This window comes from Lachnotalea glycerini (genome assembly GCF_003201285.1).
Taxonomy (GTDB): Bacteria; Bacillota; Clostridia; order Lachnospirales; family Lachnospiraceae; genus Lachnotalea; species Lachnotalea glycerini.
Map to the genome: position 1 here is coordinate 620,590 of NZ_QICS01000001.1, position 25,215 is coordinate 645,804.

The 25,215-nt window shown below is 32.4% G+C and carries 18 protein-coding genes; 1 reads left to right on the forward strand and 17 read right to left on the reverse strand.

Going from position 1 to position 25,215, the window contains the following annotated elements; translation table 11 throughout:
* Positions 1 to 7: 7 nt before the first annotated feature.
* The 8 genes from C8E03_RS02530 to C8E03_RS02560 all read right to left on the reverse strand — a co-directional run bounded on the left by C8E03_RS02530 (position 8) and on the right by C8E03_RS02560 (position 11,453).
* Entirely contained in the window at positions 8 to 2,965 is a 2,958-nt protein-coding gene (locus tag C8E03_RS02530; protein WP_110290204.1) for a non-ribosomal peptide synthetase, read from the reverse strand.
* Positions 2,966 to 3,093: 128 nt separating this feature from the next.
* Entirely contained in the window at positions 3,094 to 6,480 is a 3,387-nt protein-coding gene (locus C8E03_RS02535) for a condensation domain-containing protein (protein WP_110290205.1), read from the reverse strand.
* 140 nt (positions 6,481 to 6,620) lie between these two features.
* The gene (locus C8E03_RS02540; RefSeq protein WP_094378842.1) at positions 6,621 to 7,328 is read right to left on the reverse strand and encodes a thioesterase II family protein; all 708 of its coding nucleotides are present in this window, start codon (positions 7,326 to 7,328) and stop codon (positions 6,621 to 6,623) included.
* Between the two features lie 674 nt (positions 7,329 to 8,002).
* Positions 8,003 to 8,845: a damage-control phosphatase ARMT1 family protein gene (locus C8E03_RS02545; RefSeq protein ID WP_110290206.1), complete on the reverse strand. Its 843-nt coding sequence runs from the start codon at positions 8,843 to 8,845 to the stop codon at positions 8,003 to 8,005.
* Between the two features lie 66 nt (positions 8,846 to 8,911).
* A complete protein-coding gene (locus C8E03_RS22360; RefSeq protein WP_242993346.1) occupies positions 8,912 to 9,103 on the reverse strand; it encodes an MBL fold metallo-hydrolase in 192 nt (63 codons plus the stop codon).
* Positions 9,100 to 9,417 (reverse strand): MBL fold metallo-hydrolase, encoded by a 318-nt coding sequence (locus tag C8E03_RS22365; protein ID WP_242993380.1) that lies wholly within the window; start codon positions 9,415 to 9,417, stop codon positions 9,100 to 9,102. The genes C8E03_RS22360 and C8E03_RS22365 overlap by 4 nt, the downstream gene beginning before the upstream one ends.
* 102 nt (positions 9,418 to 9,519) lie before the next feature.
* Complete coding sequence (locus C8E03_RS02555; protein ID WP_330410662.1) at positions 9,520 to 9,996, reverse strand: C-GCAxxG-C-C family protein; 477 nt, start codon at positions 9,994 to 9,996, stop codon at positions 9,520 to 9,522.
* A gap of 266 nt (positions 9,997 to 10,262) precedes the next feature.
* Positions 10,263 to 11,453 carry a CobW family GTP-binding protein gene (locus C8E03_RS02560; RefSeq protein ID WP_110290207.1) on the reverse strand — a complete coding sequence of 397 codons (1,191 nt, stop codon included), beginning with the start codon at positions 11,451 to 11,453 and terminating at the stop codon, positions 10,263 to 10,265.
* A gap of 306 nt (positions 11,454 to 11,759) precedes the next feature.
* On the opposite strand from C8E03_RS02560, the gene C8E03_RS02565 reads away from it, so the two are divergent.
* Positions 11,760 to 12,365 carry a GNAT family N-acetyltransferase gene (locus tag C8E03_RS02565; protein WP_110290208.1) on the forward strand — a complete coding sequence of 202 codons (606 nt, stop codon included), beginning with the start codon at positions 11,760 to 11,762 and terminating at the stop codon, positions 12,363 to 12,365.
* Positions 12,366 to 12,592: 227 nt separating this feature from the next.
* Here C8E03_RS02565 and C8E03_RS02570 read toward each other — a convergent pair whose 3' ends face one another.
* The 9 genes from C8E03_RS02570 to C8E03_RS02610 form a co-directional block, all read right to left on the reverse strand.
* Complete coding sequence (locus C8E03_RS02570; protein ID WP_094378837.1) at positions 12,593 to 14,341, reverse strand: ABC transporter ATP-binding protein; 1,749 nt, start codon at positions 14,339 to 14,341, stop codon at positions 12,593 to 12,595.
* Positions 14,334 to 16,118 carry an ABC transporter ATP-binding protein gene (locus C8E03_RS02575; protein WP_110290209.1) on the reverse strand — a complete coding sequence of 595 codons (1,785 nt, stop codon included), beginning with the start codon at positions 16,116 to 16,118 and terminating at the stop codon, positions 14,334 to 14,336. Before C8E03_RS02575 ends, C8E03_RS02570 begins: the two co-directional genes overlap by 8 nt.
* 212 nt (positions 16,119 to 16,330) lie before the next feature.
* Positions 16,331 to 17,299, reverse strand: coding sequence for a helix-turn-helix domain-containing protein (locus C8E03_RS02580; protein ID WP_110290210.1), 969 nt, complete (start codon positions 17,297 to 17,299; stop codon positions 16,331 to 16,333).
* 30 nt (positions 17,300 to 17,329) lie between these two features.
* The gene (locus tag C8E03_RS02585) at positions 17,330 to 18,712 is read right to left on the reverse strand and encodes an ABC transporter ATP-binding protein (protein ID WP_110290211.1); all 1,383 of its coding nucleotides are present in this window, start codon (positions 18,710 to 18,712) and stop codon (positions 17,330 to 17,332) included.
* Between the two features lie 12 nt (positions 18,713 to 18,724).
* Complete coding sequence (locus tag C8E03_RS02590; protein WP_110290212.1) at positions 18,725 to 19,405, reverse strand: energy-coupling factor transporter transmembrane component T; 681 nt, start codon at positions 19,403 to 19,405, stop codon at positions 18,725 to 18,727.
* Entirely contained in the window at positions 19,395 to 20,012 is a 618-nt protein-coding gene (locus C8E03_RS02595) for an MptD family putative ECF transporter S component (protein WP_110290213.1), read from the reverse strand. Before C8E03_RS02595 ends, C8E03_RS02590 begins: the two co-directional genes overlap by 11 nt.
* Before the next feature lie 229 nt (positions 20,013 to 20,241).
* Positions 20,242 to 21,945 carry an ABC transporter ATP-binding protein gene (locus tag C8E03_RS02600; RefSeq protein WP_110290396.1) on the reverse strand — a complete coding sequence of 568 codons (1,704 nt, stop codon included), beginning with the start codon at positions 21,943 to 21,945 and terminating at the stop codon, positions 20,242 to 20,244.
* A gap of 68 nt (positions 21,946 to 22,013) precedes the next feature.
* The gene (locus C8E03_RS02605) at positions 22,014 to 23,777 is read right to left on the reverse strand and encodes an ABC transporter ATP-binding protein (RefSeq protein WP_110290397.1); all 1,764 of its coding nucleotides are present in this window, start codon (positions 23,775 to 23,777) and stop codon (positions 22,014 to 22,016) included.
* 39 nt (positions 23,778 to 23,816) lie between these two features.
* Positions 23,817 to 25,208, reverse strand: a complete 1,392-nt coding sequence (locus C8E03_RS02610; RefSeq protein ID WP_110290214.1) for an ABC transporter ATP-binding protein — start codon at positions 25,206 to 25,208, stop codon at positions 23,817 to 23,819.
* Positions 25,209 to 25,215: the final 7 nt, after the last annotated feature.

A 25,215-nucleotide genomic window follows, 5' to 3' on the forward strand; every position in this document is an offset into this window, starting at 1 on the left:
AACCCCTCTATTCTTTTATACTATCTATTAGTGCTTTTATTAGATTCCTATAACTTTCAAATAATACTATTACTTTTTCCTTCAACAGTTTTTCTTTTTTATAACTTAACAGAAATTTCACTCCACCTTGAACTATTTCTGATCTTATAATCAAATCGTAACTGTTTTCCAATTCTTTGAAAGATCCAATTTTGTCTATACAAAACAATGGATATACCTTATTACGATAACGCTTTTCATCCTTTATTTTTGAAAGATTTAATGTGATTTTTTTTGATCTGCTTTTTAATTTTTGATCTATAAGATTGAATAAATCTTCCATGTTCTTTATATTAGAATAATGAATCAATATTCCCATTACTTCATTATTTTTTATTATAGGCGTATTGATTTCTTCTATTTCAGTTATCTGATAGATACAATAATTAAACATACCTAGAAATACCGCTTCCATACTAATATTTAATTTTTCAATTAAAATATTTAATATCTCTAAATCTTTATTATTAATTTCTTGACTTAATAATTCATAATTATCATATTGACCTATATCAAAATATTCGTCTGGAAATTGGATGCCTTCGTTTTCATATATGTCTTTCTCATTATCTTTTTCTAAGAAGTCAGCTATCTCTTTAATTGTAGGCATATCAAACAACTGTAATACTGTAATTTTATTTGTATAGATTTCATCTATTTTACTATGTGCTGTTAATAATAAAACTGATGTACCACCTATATCAAAAAAATTGTCATGGATTCCAATATAGCTCCTATTTAATACACTTTTCCATATATTTAATAATGTACTCTCAATTTCTGAATTAATATCTTCTTCCTCTTCATAACTAGAGGATTCAAATTTAATTTTTTCTAATTCAAGCCTATCTACTTTTCCATTTATATTAAGTGGCATCTTATCTATTTTTATATAGTATTGAGGAATCATATATAATGGAATACTTTTAACTAAAAAATGTCTCATTTCTTTTATTTCGATTTCTTCATTGGCTATATAATAAGCAACTAAACTTTTTTCTCCATTTACATCTATACATAGGACTGCGATATCCTTTATGTCCTTATACTGAATACAAGCATGTTCAATTTCACCTAGTTCAATTCTATATCCTCTCAGCTTAATTTGATTATCTTTCCTGCCAAAACATTGTATTTCGCCCTTAAACGATACCTTTCCGATATCTCCTGTTTTATATAGCCTTTTTTCATTTCCATTGTTATCAATAAATTTTATAAATCTATCTGAAGTTAATTTTTTATTATTTAAATATCCTCTTGCTAAACCTTCCCCTGCAATACCTATTTCTCCATTGGAACCTATTGGCATTTGTTTATTATTTTCTCCTATTATATAGATCTCATAATTAGGTAAAGGCTTCCCAATATTTATTTCCTTTTCATCATTTAATTTTTTATAAGTTGCCCATACTGTAGCCTCAGTTGGTCCATAAAAATTATATATTTCAGCATTTACCATTTTTCTTATTTTGGTTAACATCTCACTTGGAAATGGCTCTCCTCCAATAACAAGATGCTTTAATTCAGATAACTTCTTACTATTATTTTTATCATCTAGCATTAAATTCATCTTTGATGGAGTGGTTTGAAATAGATCTACTTTGAATTTTTCTATCATTTCACCAAGTTTTTTTACATTATTTTGCTCTTCATCATTAGCCAATATTACTGTAGCCCCTGAAAGTAGTGGTACAAAAGATTCATACGCAAAAATATCAAATGATACCGTTGTCGCATTTAATACTTTTGTAGTTTGGGTAACTTCAATTACTGACTTAATTCCATATATAAAATTAACTAATGCTTTATGCTCTATTACCACTCCTTTGGGCTTTCCCGTTGACCCAGATGTAAATATAACATATGCTATGTTACTACTATTATTTACTACCGGAACACTTACTTCTTCTAAGTAATTTAAATCTGTATTTACATTGATATTTTTTATCTTTCCAAGCTGCTTTAATTTATCATCATTTATCAATAGAATATTAATATTACTTTCTTTTAAAATATAAGTAACCCTGTCTTGCGGATAATTTGAATCCATTGGTACATATCCTGCTCCAGCTTTTAGAGTTCCTAAAATACTAACAAATAGATCTATTGACCGATTTGTCATAACCCCCACTAATGTCTCCTGACCAACACCATTTTTTATTAACTCATTGGCCAATATATTTGAACGCTTATTTAGCTCATGATAAGTAATACTTTTCCCATTGCATATCAAAGCTACTTTATCATGATTTTTTGCAGCAACCTCTTCAAATAATTGATTAACGGTAGCTTCTTTCCATATTGATTTCTTTGTGTCATTCAATTTGTTATATACCAATGAGTTTAATGATTCTACTTTTTTACTTAAATCCTCAAAAGTTATATTAATATTCTCCGTTATATATTCTAATGTTTTTATGATATTCTCAAAAACACTTTCTATGTACCATGGTAAATACTCTTTACAATTGTAACTCATTCTAACTAATATATTTTTATCACATACCTCAAAGTGCATTACAATATCATATTTTCTAGTTAGATGTTCACTAGTTTCTTTATGAATATTACTAAGTAATAGTAAACATCTATCATCATAACTATCTTCATTTAAAGTATTTGCGTTACTTGAGTAAATATTAGATAAAAAATTCTTTACATGTATTAAAAAATCTTTGTAACTAGCGTAATCGGATAAATTCATTTTAAGAACTATGCTCTTATCCTTATCTTCTAACATTGGTATATCAATATTAGAAAATTCATCATATTCATAATTAGACATCACATACAAACCCGCTGATAATATTACAGTATAAATTCCATATAATGAATCATTACTTATTTTTATTACTTTTTTAGATAAATCTTCTCCAAGAGAATATGTAATTTCACTTAAATTTTTACCACTCTCTTTACTATCCATATGTATAACCTCTTTTCTTTATCTATTCTATTCTTATCATACTCACAACCTAATAACCAAGAAATCTAATCTTTCCTTTCTTCCTGCCTTTGTTTTCTTTCTGCCTTTCGTATACTAATTGTAAGATTTTAAAAATTAAAACTAAAGTCCATACTGTTTTTCTTATTATCATTTTGTCTTTTCTGAATACATTTAATCGTATTTATTTTTATTTTGCTATTATTCGCTACTTGAATGAATACATTTTCAAAATCACTAAACATTTCCAAAATTGTTTCTTCTTTGAATAAACCGGTTCTATACTCTAATACACAACTTAATTCTTCTTTTTCATATATATCTATTGATATATCAAATCTAGCAGAATTATTTTTACAGCTATATTTTTTTGCTAAAATTTGATTTAAATTTAAATCACTGGTACCTGCATTTTGCAAAGCAAAAAATACATCAAATATCGGATTTTTGTTTGTTTTTCTAGTTACATTTAAATGATTTACTAATTCGTTATATTGATATTCTTCATTACTAAAAGCATCTATACATATATTTTTTACATAACATAAATATTCTTCAAATGTAATTGACTTGTTTAAGTGTAGTCTAATAGCTAATGTATTTACAAATAAACCGATAACTTCATAAAAATTCTTATTTGGTCTTCCTATAATAGGAGTTCCAATGGAAATATCATCTTCATAATAATAGTTTGAAAGAGTGATACTAAATGCCGCAAGTAATACCATGAATAATGTACAATTATTGCTTCTACCAATCCCTTTTATTTTCTCACTTAATTCTTTATTCATGGATTTGTATATTCTTTTACCACTATTATCTAATGTATGATACCTTTTATAATCAGTTATTAATTCTCTTTCAAATGGCTTCTTTTCATACATACTATTCCAAAATTCTTTTTCTTTAAGATACATCACACTTTTCATAAACTCGTATTGATACATTACATAATCTTTATACTGAAAATCTACCTTTGAAAGATTTCTTCCACAATATAAACTTTCTAACTCTTTCACTAATATCTCTAAAGATGCGCCATCTCCAATTATATGATGCATGTCTAAAATCATCACATTCTTATCTTTTTCAAAATTAATAATCTTGATTCGAATTAGTGGGGCCATAGTCAAATCAAAAGGTTTAATACTTTTACTTATTACTTCCTCTAAATCTTCATCCTTTTTTAATTTATTTTCTTCTAAACGGATATTAAGATTTTTATGTATCTTTTGTTTTGGTGTTCCCTTAACTAAGTGAAAAGATGTTCTTAAACTCTCATGTCTCTCTACCAATTTCATAAAAGCATAATTAAGTTGTTTTAAGTCTAACTTTCCATCTAATATCCAGACTACGGATATATTATAATTAGTCGACTTATGATCCAGACAGTTTAATACATATTGTCTTTCTTGTTCTTCTGATAACTTATAATAATCATCCATTTTTATTTTGTAATAATTATTATTTTTCTTATTTTTTTTCTCTAATTTGATATTTGGAGTATCGACGTGCTCTATAATGTAATCAGATAATTCTTTTATTGTTGGGTTTTTATAAATCGCTGAAGGTAAAATTTTTTCTCCATATACTTCCCTTAAATCTTCTCCAATTTGCTTCATTAATATTGAATTTACTCCTAAATCAAAAAAATTATCAAAAATATTGATTTCATTGTATTTTAGGACACTAGATGTTATTTCGATAACTTTTTTTTCTACAGAATTTAGCTTATATTCTGATTGTTCCAAAATTTTATAAGCATTTTTTCGATATTCAGTATTTACTGATTTCAGAACTTGTTTTATGGTACTTTCCATATTGTTTTTTTCGCTTTGGGATAGTTGTTTATAAATCTCGGCCGCCTTATATCTTTGCAATTTCCCACTTGTTGTCTTTGGTATATTTTTTATAGGCAATATTGAATATGCTTGAATTCCAAATTCTTTATTTAACGTACTTACGATAGCTCTATATTTATTAATAAATTTATCATCTATTAACTCATGTTTTACAAATATAATCAGTAAATCCTCATTATTAGCTGATGAAACTACGCTGGCAATTACTCCTTCAATGGGAATTTCATCTAATTTTTCTAAGACTTGTTCAATATCATATAAATAATAATTCTGACCATTTATTATTACAATTTCCTTTTGACGAGCTGCAACCACCAAATAATTATTTGTTACAAATCCTAAATCACCTGTATTCAGCCAACCATCGTCTGACATATATGTTTTCCTGTCAGAAGCTTTTTCTTTATAATATCCTTTTGTAACACTTTTTCCCCTAATCTCTATTTGACCTATATGCTCATCTGGTAACTCTTTATGTTTTAGATCTGTTATCCTAAAATCAACATCTCTTACTTTTATACCCTCAATAGCTAGTTCAATCCCATTTTCTCTATGTTTTGTTCTAACTATTTTATCTCCAACAGACAAATAATTTCTATCAATTTTTATTGATTGAAACGGCTCACCGGGTATGGCCAGACTTACAATTAATGTTGATTCTGCTAATCCATAAACGGTATACATAGTATTCTGATTTAAATTATATTTTTTCATTTTCTTAATGAATTCATTTACTATATCTACAGATATAGGTTCTGCTCCATTTATTATGAGTCTTACTCTTGATAAATCCCAACCATAATTTTTGCTATCTTCGTATTTTTCCAGCAAATATTTATATCCAAAATTCGGTGATACCAATATAGTCGCCCCTTTTTCAGAGGTTTTTTCTAACCATAACAATGGGTCTTTTAGGAACAGTGATGTAGCAATATTATATTGTTTCACATTTAATACCATAGGCATTAAGCAAAACCAAGTTAATCCCAAATCGTGATGCAATGGCATCCAACTTATATATCTATCCTCCACCGTATGTTTTGACCCAATAATAATTGATTCTATATTTGACATCAAATTTTCATGTGTTATCACAACACCTTTTGGATTACCTGTAGACCCTGAAGAATATTGTATAAATGCAATATCTGTTTCAACTATATCTTCTAAATTGCCATATCCGTTATCTGAATTTATATCCTGAAAATATATTACTTTAGTTTCAATATCTTTTAAATTTACTTCTGCTTCATCATCACTTATATGATGTAATTCTTTTAATATATCTTCCTCGGTTACCATAAATGATTTAGGTATTTGATTATATATCTTTATTAACTTGTTAAAGTTTGCACTTGTTGCTAAATAATCGAAAGGAACTGGTATGATTCCTCCTAGTAAACATGCCCAAAATGTATATAGAAACTTTTCATTATCAGATAATCTAATTATTACTTCATCACCCTTTTTCAGTCCTCTATCTTGTAGGTGTTTTAAAACTAATTTTGATTTACTATATAGTTCTTTATATAATACCTTTTTTTCTATATTACTTTCTTTTATAAAAGTTATACTTTCATTTTTCCCCTGTATTGACTTATACATTAAATCTAGTATCGTATTTTTATTAATCATTCTTCCCACCTCAGCAAATATTAATTTTTCTATTGCCGAATCAAAATGCAGTTTACAGATTCACTATTTTATATTTTGAAATTCTACGAACAAATATAAAAATATTTATAGATATCCTATACTAGCTATTTATTATCTTCTTATTGAAACACTAATTTTTGGTTTATTATGTTCAATATTTCATCTTCCCTGTCGTTAAGATAAAAATGTCCTCCTTCCAATTCGTAAATCTTGCAATTACCATTGGTATATTTACTCCATTCTCTAAACTCTTTTGTAGCTCCTCCCTTATCATCCTTTCCTATTAGTGCTACAATGTCACAGTTAAATTTAAAACCATCATTAACATATTTATAATCATCTATAAGCTTGAAATCAGCTTTTAATATTGGTGTAACTAATTTCATTAATTGTTCTTCTTTCAATACTTCATCAGGCATTCCGCCATATTCTTTTATTTTATTTATAAATTCATTATTTGGTAATATATGAATTTTTTCTTCTTTTTTTATAATATGTGGTGGACATCTTCCTGAAAAAAACATACAAACTGGTTCTTCCTCCTTTAATTCTTTTAACTTGCGAGCTAATTCATATGTAATAATTGTACCCATACTATGTCCCCAAAAAGCAAATTCACTATTGTCTAATTTACCTGAAACTTGCTTAAGAATATCATTTATAGCTTCATTACAGTTATTATAAAAATTCTCTGTTATACGATTTCCCCTGCCTGCAAGTTCTAACGGTATTAATTCGATGGAATCGCTTAACATTTTCTTCCATTTACAATAATACATAGCTGATCCACCTGCATGTGCCAGGCAAAAAAGTTTTACTTTTTTCATTTTACCTTCTCCTTAATAAAATTGTTAAACTTGATTAAATTATCTATTTCTGTTTAAAACAATTGCAGCTTTCAAAAATTTACTTAGATTATATTTACTTTACCGTTCTTATTTTCAACAACCTTATTATAGACTGTTATATATTTGCTAAAAATCATTGTATGTATTTGATAATAATTTGTATTAAAATTAAATAAATATATATAATTCGTTATATATTTTATCATTTATTAATCATTTGTCAAGCTTTATTCGGTAAATTGTACAATATTTTTGCACTAATTAGATTTTTTTGTATTATTTAGTACAAAAAAATAATAATAGTAATAATTAAGTCATTATATGCCGAATTATAGTATTTTTTATCACAATTCTCCAATAAACCTTATACATATGACACCTCTTATATATAAATTTTATTATTTGAATATAAAAACGGAATGCAGTCACACAGTAACATTTTACACATTCGAATCAAACTATTTTACGTTACCACCAAAAAGGTCTTTCCTATGTAACAAAAAAAAGCCGAAGATAACCTCGGCTTTATGTCATATATGGAAACTACTGTTTCCATTACTACATCTCTTTAGCAAAGATGTAGTTTTTCTTTTCTTCCATTTTTATTACTCGAATCTGCCATATATTTTTATATGAAGTCAATCAGTGAAAAATCAGCCATGCTTAAATATATAATCATTTAAATTAACATTAAGTTTCTGTGATATCATGGGACATTTTGCTTTTAACAAAAAGAATATGTTTCCTTTTTCTTCTGAAAGAGCTTCGTAATTCCCTTGTCCCTTACTTATTATAATATCTGATTTATTGTAGATCTCTATAAACTCCTCACTACAATCCTCTAATATGGCTCCTGGTGCACTACATCCAGTAGACACTATTTTCGAAACCCGATCCAATCCGGAAGCAACTGCTTCTTTTTCTGTTACATCATTCAAGATCGGTTCACTTCTTACTCCATATGTAATATTAATATCTGGAAAACTTTCTATCATTACTTTATCAAAAATTGTCTCTCCCGTATTATCACCAATTATAAGTATATTTGATGCGGTTTGTAATTTTTTCTCCATAATGTCAATATCACAGATTGAGAACTCTTTCTCTAACTCTTTCTCAATACATTTTCTTACATCGATATTACTATATACAGCTGCATCAATGTTATTACCTGTGGCAGCTATTTTTAATGCCCAATAAAGACTATTCTCTTTACTTTGAATAAAATCTTTCAAATATGGATATACAATTTTTGCCGCTTCTAAATCTTTTTCTTTGATTTCAGAATATGGATCATTGATTCCAGTCTTTTCCTTAACAATTCTATGAATATCCCGTGCCAAATCAGGTGAATTTCTATATTTTTTATAATTGGTTATTAAATTAATTGTTTCACATACTATCTTATCATGTATTTCCACATCACTTGTAGTCTTTCTGGCTGCCTCTATTGCCTGCTTTAACATACAAGGTATACAGTCAAAAAATAATTCCATTGTTGCCTCCAGTTCTTTTGTTCTATATTACTTACTGTCGTTTTCTTACGTATTTTATTATTTTATTTAAATCTCTATCACCTTTCCTGTATTATTATAAAGAAATTGCTCTTTCATCTCTTCACTAATCAGACGCATTCCTTCCTCTCCAGTACAATGTGACACTGCAATTAATTGTATTTTCATTTCTTTAAAAGCATCGATTGTTTTTTGTATTCTGGCTTCGTCTGCTTCAATTAAATGAGTACCACCAATCACAGCGTATATTGGTATGTCAACCCTTTCTGAGATTCTTCGCCTACAATAAGTGGTGGAAATTTACCAATTTCATTTACAAATTTTACAAATCCGCCACTATGATCATAATGTCCGTGGCTTATGATGCAAAAATCTAACTCATTTAAGTTTTTACTAAGAGACTTAGCGTTTTCAATGAAATCGCCACTCTGTCCAGTGTCAAATAAAAATTTTTTTCCATCAGCTTCTATATATAAAGATAAACCATGTTCAAATAGCAACTGACCCTTATCATCTGTATTATTTTCAATCAAAGTTGTTATCTTTATTTCCATCAATTTCTTTCCCTCTTCTACAATTCATTTCCTTCCCTGTGCTGTTTCTCCCATTCCACCTGCAAAATGCTCTATCCCTGCTCCGCTTGTTTTGCTCCGATACTATCTATTTTCTTCTAAATATTTTTCCATAATATCTGCCGCCATGCCAACAAGCTCGACACAGGGTCTCTTTTTATAGTATTCTGCTGTCCTAAGTTCTGGAACTGGACTATCCTTACCAGCATCTAAACCCAACAGTTCTCTGCAAATAATAGAATGATTCTTTTCTTCAAATTCTTTTGCAAGATATTGAATTCTTTTATAATGCTCTGTTTTTAAAGTATGATCTTTTGGATCTGCATATCCATATACCATCCCAGCGACCATAAACATTCCGGTTACTGCTCCGCATACTTCTCGTAATCTTCCCATTCCTGCTCCAAAAGAGGAGCTGATTTTCAACGCCATTTCAAAGTCCATATCATATTCCTCGCTAAATGCCATAAACACAGATTGTGAACAATTATAGCCCTCTTTAAAATATGCCATTGCAAGTTCTGAGTGTGTTTTTTCCGTTATGTGTAATTCTGCATCCACTTTTACTATATCCTCGTAACTTTCTTATTTTTATAATATATTAGCTTAATTATTAGCATATGCCCTTAACATATTGTATCAGAATTATTCCATATGTCAAATACTTTATTACTTGATTTCTCTTGTAGTTTTTCATCAGCCTATTTTCATGCTCGACATCTGATTGCAGGCTTCTTTCTTCTGACAATACAAGTATAATTAACTTACCACATAAGATCAATAATTCAATTATCAAACAAAGTAATTCTGCCTTGTTTTAATAAATACTATTTTGTATTCTTATAGGTTTCGAGGCATTGATTTAGTTTTTCTGTTATTTCTTCCTTGGAATAACCTTTTCCAATAAAAACAATCTGATTTATCCGATCGCCATAGGTTTCATCCCAATCCTCTAAAATCTCAGGATAATTTGCCATTGCTTCTTCTCTGTCTTTTGTTGGAAGAGCTGCAACCCAATTCGAAATTTCAGTAACCGATGCATTTCTACCTGCCTGTTCAAATAATTGCGTATGAATATCATCATCTGCAAACCAGATATATCCCTTGGCTCGAATCAAAGTTTCCGGGTAGTCATCCTCAAGAAACTTCATGAACTTATCATAGCTGAAAGGCTGACGTTTTGTATAAACAAAAGATGATATTCCATATTCTTCATGCACTCCGTCAATCCACTCCTCATTGTGATTATTTTTAAATAAAGTCTTATTGATTAGTGAAGAATCCCTAATTCTGTCATAATCATATGGAATATGAGAAACTATATTTTCAAAGTCAACTCTTGCATACTCAGTTTCAATAATTTTTGCTTCCGGTTGGATAATTTTTACTACTTCTTTAACCTCTCTTAACTGCTCTTTTGTCAACAGATCACATTTATTTAGGAGAATAAGACTGCAAAATTCAATCTGATCCATAATAAGATTAATAATATCAGGATCATTTTCTTCCTCATCTGTTTCAGTTTCATCTGTTTCAGTTTTATCTTTATCCGAATCGACATAGTCATTTAACTCATCCAAAAATTCGGCATATATCCGATCTGCATCTACAACAGTTATAACTGAGTCCAGATAAACCGGTATCTCTTTTTCGGTTTCTTCGTAAGCCAAAAACGCTTCAGCTATTGATACGGGATCACTGATACCAGATGCTTCTACTAGAATTGCATCAATATCTTTATGCGATAATTCAATTATCTGATCCATGAATTTTTCTCGTAAGGTGCAGCAAATGCATCCATTTTGCATGCTGATTAATTCCATATTTGGATATTTTGCAAGTGAATTATTTTTGATCAATGAGGAATCAACATTAATTTCGCCCATATCATTTACAACTATCGCAACCTTTTTATTCGATTGCAATTTTAGCAGTTCATTCATAAATGTTGTCTTTCCAGAACCCAGATATCCGGTAATTAATGTGACTGGTATTTTATTTTCAATTTGATTAAACATGTTATTTCTCCTTGATATTTCTCACAAAGTTTATTATATTATCGTTCATTAGCCTTCAGATATTCTTCCATTACTACGATAAAACATTTATTACTTTTTATTGATCCATTATATAATAAATGCAAATGATTTGCATTTATTATACTTAGCGTCCATTAATATGTCAATAATATTTGCACTCTTTTTCCTTACATATTATTTACCGTATCATACATTCTGTCTCTAAAGATTCTAATTATTTTGTTACTATACTTATTTTTGATTTTGATATAAAATAATTCTATTGAGAAATGGGAGGTTACTATAATGAATCTTAGAATTGAAACAGAAAACGATTATAAAGAAAATGAATATGTAACACGTGAGGCATTTTGGAACGTATATCGGCCTGGATGTAATGAACATTTAGTTCTTCACAATCTTCGAAATTCAGCCACTTTTATTAAAGAATTAGATTATGTTATTGAAGAAAATAACATTATTATCGGTAATATTATTTATACAAAAATGATTAAAGAAGGTAAACTCTGCAAAGACATCATATCCTTTGGGCCAGTATCTGTTCTTCCTGAGTTCCAAAATCAAGGTGTAGGTTCACTTCTTATTACAGAATCTATGCAGACCGCCAAAGAACTTGGATACAAAGCAGTTCTTATCACCGGTAATCCCAAATACTACCAAAGATTTGGGTTTGTTTCTGCAAGTAGATATAATATACATCTTCCAAATCTTACATTAGATGATGAAGCAGCATTTTTTATGGCTAAGGAACTTGTAGATGGATATTTATTAAGTAAATCAGGTACTTATTACTTTGACACAAAGTTTGATCCTTCTGATATAGAATTAGCAAATTTTGAAAAACAATTTCCTTATAAAGAAAAACGTAAATCCCAAGCTGGAGATTTATAAAATCTTAGGGTCTAGCAGATATTATACAACCAAATAGTCTCTTCCATTTACAAAACAGGTACTATTTGGTTGTACCTTCATTATTCATACTAAAAAATTCATCTAGACAGACTCCAATTTCCTCTCTGACTTAATTTATGAATAAATGAAGCATAGGTTTTGCCTCGTTCCATTAGCTCCTCTAGCATCAATCATCTCACTTGTCAATTTTCTTGATAAAATCTATTCTATTCCATATTCCATCTTTCTGCCTTTTCACGTATTTCAACAAATTTCTTATAGACCCCTTCTTTCTTCACTAATTGTTTATGTGTTCCACTTTCTACAATTTCTCCATGATCAATAACCAGTATTTGATCCGCATTTTCAATAGTAGCCAGACGGTGTGCGATTGTGACAATCGTTTTACCTTTCGTTAGTTCAGAAATGGCTGCCTGAATATAGTGTTCATTTTCAGGGTCAATTGAAGCAGTCGCTTCATCCAAAATGATAATGGGTGCGTCTTTAAGTATGGCTCTTGCAATGGATATCCTTTGCTTTTCACCACCGGAAAGCGTTCCACCCCCCTCTCCGATTATCGTATCATATCCGTTTGGTAAGGCAGAGATAAAATCATGACAGCATGCTTTTTTCGCTGCACAAATCAAATCTTTCTCTGTAGCCTTAGGATTTCCAAAACAGATATTATTGCGAATCGTATCATGGAATAAATAAACCTTTTGAAATACCATTGAAATATTGGATAGCAAACTATCACAGGTAAAATCCTTTACATTCACACCACCTATTTCAATGCTTCCACTATTTACAGCATAGAACTTTGCAATTAGATTGCAAATTGTTGTTTTTCCGCTTCCTGAGGAACCAACAATTGCAGTCGTTGTTTTTTCCGGAATTGTAAAGCTCACATGATTTAATATTAATCTGGAATCATAGCCAAAAGATACATCATGAAATTCTATCCCATATTGAGTCAGAGATACCTCTCTGCCTCCCTCATCAATAAATTCTTCCGACTTCAGAGCATCCAGTTGATTCATGGCATTTTCAATTACCCCCAATACATGTGCACTATCACTGATTGGTTCAATAGAAGCAAATACACTAAACGACAGAAAAGACAATAAGAGCATATTTGAAACTGATATCTGATTTGTAACGCCAAGATAAACAGCTGCCAAAAGAATACATAGAGAACCTATTTTCAGTACAAGTAAATGAATACAGTTTGCTGGTACAAATCCCCATTCAATTTTTAAATGAATCTTTTTACTCTCGCTGCAAGCCTTTTTCATGGTAGATATGGCCACACCATCCTGTCCAAAAGATTTTACTACCGGTAATCCCCTTGCGTATTCAATTGCCGCATTGGTAAGATCACGATCTGCCTGAGCAGATACAGGAGCATTCAGCATACTATACTTTGATATTACCAATAAGAATACAAAAGAACCGATCATACTTGCGATTGTAATCAAAGAAATCATTGGGTTAATTACAGCAATCCATATTAAAATACATAGGAAATTTAAGTATCCTCCTATAAAAGTATCGACCATACGAATTCCCATATTCTCTAATGTGTGAAGACCTGTCGTGATTGAATTTAAGATATCACCTGTATTCATCTTCTGAAAATAGCCCAATGATACGCGTTTTAGCAAATCACCAATTGCTAGTCTATCTCTGGAAACCAGCTCATAACTGATTGTTTCCTGAAATTTGGCTCTTAAATAATCAAAGAGAAAGCGAAGAAATACAAAAAGTAACATCAATAAAATACTGAATCCAATCCATTTCGTATTAAATCTCGTACCACCCTTTTTCTCCTCAATCAGCATGCCTACTGTATATGCTGCAATAATAACTGGCATTGCCGCAAACCATGAAGAAAAAAAAGAAAATATAAATCCTATATATAATTTTCCTTTAAACTCACCACACCAGCAAATGATTCGTTTTATCGATTTAAACATCCTGACTCACTTCCTTTCCCCGTACTCCTACCGACCATGATTTTGCACCAATATGGTTTTTCCACATATTTGCATAGAATGATGAGTGTTTTAGTAATTCATCCTGTTTTCCCTCTGCAACAATATTACCGTGATTTAGAACTACAATATGATCTGCATTTTTAATGGTAGAAAGCCTATGGGCAATTACCAAAAGCGTTTTTCCTTTTGTAAGTGCTGCAATACTATGCTGAATTTTTTCTTCATTTTCCGGATCGGTAAAGGCAGTGGCCTCATCGAGAATGATAATAGGTGCATTTTTCAATATCATTCTTGCAATGGCAATACGCTGTTTTTCTCCGCCCGACAATCTTTTTCCAGCCTCTCCTGCCGGCGTCTGATAGCCTGCTTCCAGTTTACGAATGAACTCGTCACACTGTGCAGCTTTTGCCGCTGCATATACGTCCTCATCCGATGCGTTTGGATTGCCTAATCGTATATTTTCAAGTAAAGAACAGCGGAACAAAAAATTATCCTGTGTGACAAAACTAATCGTATTTGCAAGTTGTTTGAGAGGTATTTCTTTAACATTTATGCCGCCAATTTCAATCGTTCCTGCTGTAACATCCCAAAAACGTGCAAGTAGTTTGGCAATTGTTGATTTACCTCCACCAGAAGGACCGACCAGTGCCGTAAAACTTCCCTGGGAAAGATTCATGTTGATTCCGTGCAATACTTCATGCTCTTCTTTTTCATCATAGGAAAAGGTAACATTACAAAAATTGATGTCATATCCTCTCAGTTTCACATTATCTTTTGCTTCTGGTAATGAAGGCATATCAAGAAACTGTTGGAGATTTTCTATGGTAAACTGCATCTCCCTTATCCCTTCACTAAATACCTCTAGCTTTGCTAGCGAACCAATCATAGACATGGATAACATGCAGCATAACGCTACCTGTGCAGGAGTTAGAATTCCTTTACTGTATAGTACTAATCCAACTGGAAGTACTCCAAGCAATGTGGATGGAAAAAGTGCAAACGAAAGTTTCATGGTGATCCAAGTGGAGGAGAGCCATTTTAGTATAAAATCACGGTAATTTGTAATTGCTCCTGCAAATTTTTCATAGGAAGTTCCTTCCTTTCCAAATGCCTTAATAACTTCGATCCCCTCTATATACTCAACAATGGTACTATTCATGTAACTATTGGACTCATTATACTTATTAAAATTTTTTCCACTTATTCTATAGGTAAGCACCATGCACACAAAAGCAAGTGGTAAGGTAACCAGTGAAGCAAATGCTACTCTCCAGTCTACATTGAAAAGCCCTATAAGGCTTACCAGTGGCAGTACGGCATGTCCGGCTCCCTCAGGAATTATATGTGCCAGCGGTGGTTCAATATTTTCAATTTTATCGACCATGATATTTTTAATTTCTCCAATTGAATGGCTTGTAACCTCTCCAAGAGGTGCATGCATAAATGCATCCGAGACACGCAGTCTGAGATTCTCAAGAATATGGTATGCTACTTGGTGGGAAATGCCAGTGGAAACCCCAAACGTAATCACCTTTACCACATACGCCATAAGTATCAGTACGCCCCAATGAATCATAGAAGTATTTGTCACAACATTTTGGGTAAATAATTCAATTATTCTATACAAACAATAATAGGGTACAAGACCTGACACAATGCTTATTACAGATAACAACACAGACATCGAAAGTTTCCCTTTACTTCCATTCGCAAAATTCATTAGAGAGGAAAACCAGTTCTCCTTTTTCTTTTTCATTATGATAATCTCCTTTCTTTTTACATCATAAATGTCAAGTAATCGCAAGAAAGCGGAATTCCTTTCCGCGAGATGCGCTTTTTGGCACGTAGTGCCTTTTATTTAATATGGATGTTCGTAGAACTTTCTTATTAAATAAAAAATGGATCGTCAAAATTCTTTGACCATCCATATCATAAGGTATTGCTATGTTATTTTCTTCTCCATCCCGACTACTTTATTCCATTTGGACCGAATATTTTTCGATACTCTAAAGGCGATTTTCCTATTACCTTTTTAAAAGCTGCCGAAAATTTGCCCGGACTGTCATATCCAACTTTACCAGCAATATCAGTAATGCTCATATGGCTCTGTTTTTTCAGTAAAACTGCTGCCTGATTCATCCTGTATACTCTCATGTAAGTATTAATTGGGCTTCCATAGACATTTTTAAAGCAATTTTTCATGGGAGTGAGAGGAATGTTAAAATGCTCTGATAATTCTTCCTGCGTATAATGTTTTTCCAAATTTCCTATCATTATATTCTGCATTGCCTTTATTTTTTCAACTTGATTTTTATAAAAATATGGCTTTTCTTCTAAATTCTTGGGAAGTTCTAATACGTCCAAATAGAGCAATAGTTCAAATATCTTAATTTTGAAATAGGGGATACGAATCTTCTCTGGAACCATATAAAGCTCGCTAAAAATGTGCTTGATCGCAGGTGCATTATGAATCACTACAGGCTGATTTCCCTTGCAGAATTTCTTTTGCAAGCTTATCAGATTCACAGGAAAATCCTTGATTTCCTTTTTTAAAGTTATCTCTGCCTGATCCATATCAAAAGTAATCATAAGTCCATGATAATGTGCAAGAGGAAATTCGAAGTGTCCCTGATGGGTGATTCTTCGGTCTAATTTTAAATCACCCGCCTCAAAATAAGAAAAGGCTTTCTGCGTAGTTGCATATTCTAATCTGCCCTCCCTGCAATGGTCAATGCAAAACATATTTCGGTTAGTGTTATAGGTTGAGTCAAAACTTTCCATATGGTAATCGTTATAGGAAATACTTACTCCCGGAAACACTTGATACATGGTCATAATTCCTTCACCCGTATCATTTTTCATCTGAAAGACGCTGCATTCTTTTGTTTCTGCCAATAGAATCATCTGTTCCTCTTCTTTTGTTTCCTGACACCTCATAGTCCATTTCTCCTTCCATATCATTCTTTACTATATTTTTAACACTCTGTCACAGGCAGATAACATAAACTCCTTATCATGGGTTACTACAATGACAATTCTCCCAGATTTTGCAAGCTTCTTTAACCGGGTAGATACCATTATCATAGTTGCATAATCCAATCCACTTGTGGGTTCATCAAAAATTAAAATTTTTTTACAGGAAAGGATAGCGGTAACAATAGCCAAACGTTGCTTTTGCCCTCCTGAAAGAGCCATCGGATGACGATCAGCATAAGACAATAATCCCATTTGTTTTAATTCAGATTTTATCACAGAATCCTCCAGTCCGTCTCCAGATATTTTACATTCTTCCCATACACTCTCTGCAAACAATTGATGATTGACGTCTTGCATGACTAAAATACATTGTTGGCGTCTTACTTTCTCGGGCATTATCTTGCCATCTAGTAATATTTGTCCTCCCATTTGCTTCATCAACCCGCATACACAACGAATTAAGGTTGTTTTCCCAATTCCATTATACCCTGTAATAGCAAGTATTTCGCCTTGAATAGCAGAAAAAGAAATGTTATTAAATAAAACACACTTCTTTTTATATCCAACGGTAAGTGCTTCAATGGATAAGCCAATATCTTTACCTGCCCCATGCGCCTTAGGAAGCTCCCCCTCTTCCTCTTTCAAACATCTTAAACCCATCCGTTTGCGATCTTGCTCTGATAATGCCAGAAACTCCTCTTTGGAATAAACCTTTATGAGAATTCCATTTTTCAAATATACCGCTCGATCCAGCAAATCATATAAAAATGAGAGTCGGTGCTCCGCTATGATTATTGTATGACCGTTCTGTTTTAAAATACGAAGAAGTTGTTTGATTGATTGAATTGCAGAAAAATCTAAATTTGCAGTAGGTTCGTCCAATACATAGACAGATGGATTCATGGCATAAACGGAAGCAAATGCCAATAACTGCTTTTCTCCTCCAGATAGTTCAAATATATTCCGACCTAAAAGCTTCTCCAAATGAAGATTATGAACTGTATTTTGAAGTCTCGATTGCATCTCCTCTTTGCTTTTTCCCTGATTTTCCATTCCAAATGCGATTTCACTATCTGTATCCAGTTGAAAAAACTGACTCTTTGGATTCTGGAATACAGATCCAACCGATTCTGCAATTTTATATAGCTTAGTACTTGCTACTTCCATGTCTTGTATGCGAACAGTTCCTTCCAATTCACATTGTTCACAAAAATGCGGAATCAGACCATTTACCAACTTTGTCATTGTTGTTTTTCCACAGCCAGATTCACCACACAAAAGGATGCATTCCCCCTGCTTAATCTCTAAATTTATATCTTTTAATATTTTTTTTCGACTCTCATAGCCATAAGATACACCTTGTATGGATACCATAACGTTTGCTCCTTATTTTAGTATAAAGGTTCCGACAAGAAACAGACATCCAATCACACAACACGCATAGTCATTGAAGTTTAATTTTAATGTCAGTAAACTTGTCTTTTTTATAGGATTCTCAATCCCTCTTGTTACAGCCGCCGCAGATAGCTCTTCCGCCGTTGCAGCAGCCGACATCATAAGTGGAACCAACATTGCCTCCAGCTTCTTAGAAGATTTTATCTTTCTTAAACTCATTGCATCTTTGGTATGATATATTTCTTCTTTAATCGCAGGGAAATAGCGGATGGTTACAGATAATGAAATGATTAGTTTTTCTGAAAAATGTAATTTTCTCATAGCTAGAACAAATTGTCGTAATGATATTTCTCTCATCATAAAAGAACCTATCAACAGACACGGAAACATCCGTATTGAATAATTTACCAAAATAACGAAAATTGTGGCTATGATTTCAGGTGATGCAGGTAACACAATGTATTGTAAGAGTAATAGGATACAAAATAACAAAATCCACTTCACTGCCATTTTATATTTTCCAGATAACAAGATCATACTGTCTACAAATACAATCCATCCCATTTCAATCCATAAGCTAATTTGAGAAAAAGTTATTACATTTGCGATTAGCAATAGCAATAAAAATGTGCGTGGATCCAAAAAGGAACCGCTTCTTGACCTATGATGCATTAGTAACCATTCCTGCCTTTTCAAAATGCTTGTGAAACAACCTTTTGCTAATCCATGCCCCAAGAACCGCTCCTATGATTGGTGCAAAGAATAGAATCAAAAGCATAACTGGAGAGGATAGACGTTCAAGGGATTTTATGTAGCTATCTGGCATCCCCTGTCCACTAATCTGTGCCATGAATTTTTCATGCATAATCCAGATTGGAAGAGGTGAGCCTGTCATTCCAAGAGAAAAAAAGATGAAAGCAACGATATTTCCTTTTACACTATAATACCCGCTGATGAACCGTGCCACTTCTCCTAAAACGCAGGCAATCACAAATGTAATCAATATAACAACCGTAAACATACCTGTTATAAAATAAATTAATCCCGTAATAACTCCCATTAATAGTATTGCTCCCATTTTTGGAACCTTAGAGCACATTAGCATAAAAGGTAATCCTGTAAACAAAGCAATAAACCCAGGCATAAGAATCCACATGATAGGATGCAATCCTCCCAATAACATAAAAATAAAGTTAATAACAAAATAAATTGAAGAAAAAATACCAATAGTAATTAGGTCTTTTCCTTTGAGACTACTACTGTTTGATATTTGTGACATAATGACTCCTCCTTATGATTAGTTTTGACTAACTTAGCTATCAAACAAAAACGCTGCTAGAGCGTTTCTATCTGTTAGCATATAAGAAGTGTTTATTTAAATCTAGTCCAATCAGACCATTTTGTTCCGATTGGACGAAACATTTGTACATCAATATCCGATTGCTTTATATTTTTTGCCAATTGACTATGATTCGTTTTGCTTGTGCGTTGTTATCAACTGTCCATTTCTATAACTGTTGCTCTGCTTTCCACATAGCAGCATATTTTCCATTGATACGAAGCAATTCTTCGTGTTTTCCTTCTTCCTTTACTTTCCCGTCTGCAATCACTAGAATCTTATCGGAATTTTTAACAATCGACATAGTATGTGCAATTATTACAACCGTCTTTTTCTTTTTTAGTAGATTTACAATCGCCTGTTTTACAGCTAATTCATTTTCTACATCCAGATTTGCTGTAGCTTCATCCAGTAAAAGAATTGGAGCATCTTTTAAGATAGCTCTTGCTATGGAAAGTCTCTGACGCTCTCCTCCAGATAATTGGTTTCCGTTTTCGCCAGCCATTGTATCATATCCTTGTGGCATTTTTCGTATGAATTCATCGCAATTTGCTTCTCTACAAGCCTTTTCAATTTCTTCATTCGTGGCTTGCACTCTTGCATACCGGATATTATTTTGGATCGTATCATCAAAAAGAAACACATCTTGATCTACCATGGATATCTGTGAGAGAACCTGTTCTGTTCCCATATTCTGAATAGAGCATCCTCCTATCCTGATATCTCCTGCATCTGGATCATAATATTTTGATATCAGGTTCAAAACTGTAGATTTTCCAGAACCGGAATCACCGACAATCGCAGTTAATTTCTGATCCTCTATTCGGATATTCATATCCCTGCAAATAGTTTCTCCCTTTTCATAAGAAAAATCAACATGTTCAAAGATAATATCATGTTTTTGCGGAGCAAATACCTGATTGGTCTGTATCTCCTCTGGAATTTCAACCACTGCATTGATTTTTTGTTTTGCAATCATCAGATTTTTATAGCTTGTCATATCTACAAATATAGTTCCTAATAATTTCGTCAAAAATAATGGTAAAAGACAAATTATGACAAAGGGAGTTGTTTCCAGTCTTCCACTCATCCAACTGTCACCAGCAACCATAATCTCAAGAGGAAGTGTACATCCGATTAGAATACTATATACTACTCCATCCGGAATAATTTTCAACTCATAAATAAAACTGATATCACTAAATTTCTTCATAGAACTCGTAACCGATTTATTTTTTGTTCCTCCGATTCCGTAAGCACGAAAGGTTTGTATTCCTGTAATATACTCTACCATACTGCTGACATTTTCTGCACAGATTGCATTCTTTTTTATCCCGTATTTTTTTACCGCACGAAAGGAGATTGCAATTGCAGGAATAAATAAAAGCTCAGCAGCTAATAAAATCAATGCCGAGGGTATATATAAAGTTGCAATAAAAATAATCAGCATCACTGTAAGTGTCAGATTTTTTATGATATCTCCCATTTTATGTGTTAAAATCTGTTCATAGCTATTTACATTTTCTGTTGCCACATTGATATATTCCCCGGTCATGGATTTTTGAAATCTGGAAAGTGGAATCTTTCTTAATTTATCTCCAAGAAATAATCGTATGTGTTTGCTGACACTGGCACCACCTACCTGCCCCTGAACGTACCCAAAACTATAAATGATAAGTCTGATCAGAAAAATGACAGCAATACTTCCTGTGATTTCCATGATTTTTCCCATGACCATCTGCTGTTTCCACAGAGACTGAAATATATAATACATGACCATAAAATTACATCCAGATAAAAGTCCTTCTAACATAACACAAATTACAGAAAGAAAAAGCTGTTTGTTCCATTTCATCGGATTATTCTTATTCATTTTAACACGCATGTTTTCACTTGTTCGTAATGGTGAAATCACTTCGTTAGGACGAAAAATTATATTTTTCAAACTAAACCTCCTTTCATCTGATAGACAAAAGTCCTTGCTTTGTGAAAGCTCTCCCATGCTGCTTTATAATAGGCGCTTTCTTTCAAAACATCTTCATGACAACCGATACAGCTAACGGCATGATTTTCTACAACTGCAATACGGTCACATATTTTTAATGCACTGAGCCGATGAGCAACAATAATAACTGTTTTACCTTCACAAAGATTTTGAATCGCTTTATCTATTTCTACCTGATTCTCCGGATCTGCTGCGGAAGTAGCTTCATCTAAGATTAGTATCGGTGCATTCTTTAAGATTGCTCTTGCTATTGCAATTCTCTGTTTTTCTCCTCCAGAAAAACGAGTTCCATAACTTCCAACCTTTGTTTCATATCCATTTGGTAAACTCATGATAAAGGAATCAATCTGTGCCTTTTTTGCTGCCTCTCTAACTTGAGTAAGTGTTGCCTGTGTCCCCATACGGATGTTTTCAAAGACACTGTCTCTTGTTAAAAATGTCTTTTGAAATACAATGGACACATTCTCCAAAATCTGCTCATAATTTAACTTTTGAACATCCATTCCACCTATCGTAATACTACCTTTCTCCGTATCATAAAATCTGGCAATCAACTGAATAATTGTACTTTTCCCTGCGCCTGATTTTCCAACCAAAGCCACTTTCTCTCCATGATTAATCTCAAGATTGCAGTTTATCAGCACCGGCTCTTTTTCATTGGAAGGATATGCAAAGCATACATTGTTAAGACTTATTGCATGTCTCTTTGGAAAATCGTCACCGCCTTCAAAAATAGGGATATCCAGAATTTCTTTTGTTTTTATCACTGCATGCAATACTTTTGCAAAGTTTGAGCCAAGCTCCTGAAGTGGTCTTAGCTCTGTCAGATACAAAGAACCTATAAATAGGAAAAGGAGTAATACATTCAATGAAAGAGAGCCTTGTAAAAAGAAAAATCCCCCAATTGGTACCATAAAAAGCAATCCACATTCTGTTATGACGATATATGCAGCATACGGAGGTCCCATTTTTTTTGATATCTTATTCCATATCTTATTTTCTTCCTCTATGGTATTTTTATATTTTAGGAAAGAGTTGCTTCCCATATGGAATGCTTTTATAACTTTCATACCGCTTATGTATTCAATTATAACCGAATTCAAATTTACGAGAGACTGGTTTGCATCCTCTAGCACTTTCGACATACCGGAAAACATCACTCCCATAACTGCCATTGCCAGTATAAGTGGTATCAGAGAAACCAGTGCCAATGGCAAATTAACAAAACAAAGATATAAAAATACTGCAATTGGACCGCACATATAATAAATTAATTCTGGCAGATGATGTGCTAAAAATAATTCCAGCTTTTCAATGTCCTCATTTAATATTGTCTTGATGGCACCTGAATTATGCTCACTTAATACACCTAACCCAACCTTCGCCATATGGTCTATAATCATACATCGAACCTTATAAAGTGTACGGTAAGCACCCTTGTGAGATAATCCTCCCGAACATCCAAATAAAACAAAGCGAAGCACAATTGACACAAAAATTAATATGCTGTTATGAAAGAGCACCTCTTTTGTACATGAATTCTGATAAATTGCTGTGATCACCTGATATACCCCATAATATGGAATCATAGTGCAAAGTCCGCTTATCAATGAACAAAGGATCGATAAATACAGATAATATTTATCCTTACCAGCCCACTTTAAGAGCAGATGTACCGAACTTTCTTTTTTCTTCATCATTTTCGTTCCTTTCTTTATTGCGATATCCATTATAAAAACTTATCCTAACGGAAAAATTCGGGTGCATGCCAGAGAAACCAATTCAAAATCATGGGTAACTAAGAAAATGATTTTTCCCATCTTTGCCAATTTATACATTAATTCTGATACCATTCGCATGCTTTCTAAGTCAAGACCGCTCGTTGGTTCATCAAAAACCAGAATATCCTTATCACAAAGCATACTTACTGCTACTGCTAGACGCTGCTTTTGCCCAGCCGATAATGTATTTGGATGTTTCTCTTTTAATTCATATAAATCCAGTTCCTTTAATACTTGTTCCACCTTTTTATAATCTGGATTTTTGATTCCAAAACATGTCTCTTGCTCTACACTGTCTGCAAACAATTGATAGTTCACATCCTGCATGACCATATAGGTTCTCTTTAACAACATTTTTTGATTCTGTACTTCTCCATTCCAAAAAATGTTTCCTCTCAAGGCTTTTTGCAGACCACATAGGGTTCTTAACAATGTCGATTTTCCGACTCCGTTATGTCCAGTTACAGCAATAATATCTCCTTTATTCGCTTTGAAATTAATATCAGTTAACACATCTTTTTTACCATATCCAATAGAAAAATCCTTGATTTCAATATCAGCGTTGTCATTTCTTAATGATTTATCGTTAATTTTAGGTTCTTCCTGGTTCAGGCTTCTTAGTCCAAGCTGCTTTCTCTCATGAACAGATAAGTTTAGAAAAGCTTCTTGTGTCCATCTATGCTTTATTTCCCCAGCATCCATATAGTAAATCTCATCCGCTAAATCCTTAAGGTAATATAAACGATGTTCTGCAATGATAATGGTTTTTCCCTGACTTTTCAAAATTTGAATATACTCTCTTAAATCACAAATTGCATCGGTATCAAGATTGGAGGATGGCTCATCCAAAAGGTAAACTTCAGGATTCATGGCATATACAGAAGCAAATGCTATCTTTTGTTTTTCTCCACCCGATAAAGAAAAGATACTGCGATTTAAAAGATTTGTGATATTCAGATTATCCGCAGTCTTTTTTACCCTTTTTATAAGTTCCTGCCTTGGCACTCCATTATTCTCCATTCCGAAAGCAATCTCACCATCCGTATCCGTATTAAAAAATTGGGTTTTGGGATTCTGAAATACAGATCCTATTTTTTTTGCAATTTCATATAGTTGTTTATCTGCAAGGTTCTCACCATCTACAAACACGCTGCCTGTTAATTCCCCGGAAAAGAACTCTGGTATCAATCCATTGATCATTCTAGTAACAGTAGTCTTTCCACAGCCACTGCGTCCTGTTAATACAACACACCCACCAGGCGAAACAGAAAAGCTAATGTTTTTTATTTTTCCATTCCCTGTACCATCATATGCAAAGGAAATATTATCAAGTCGAATTTTCTCTATCATCATCCCC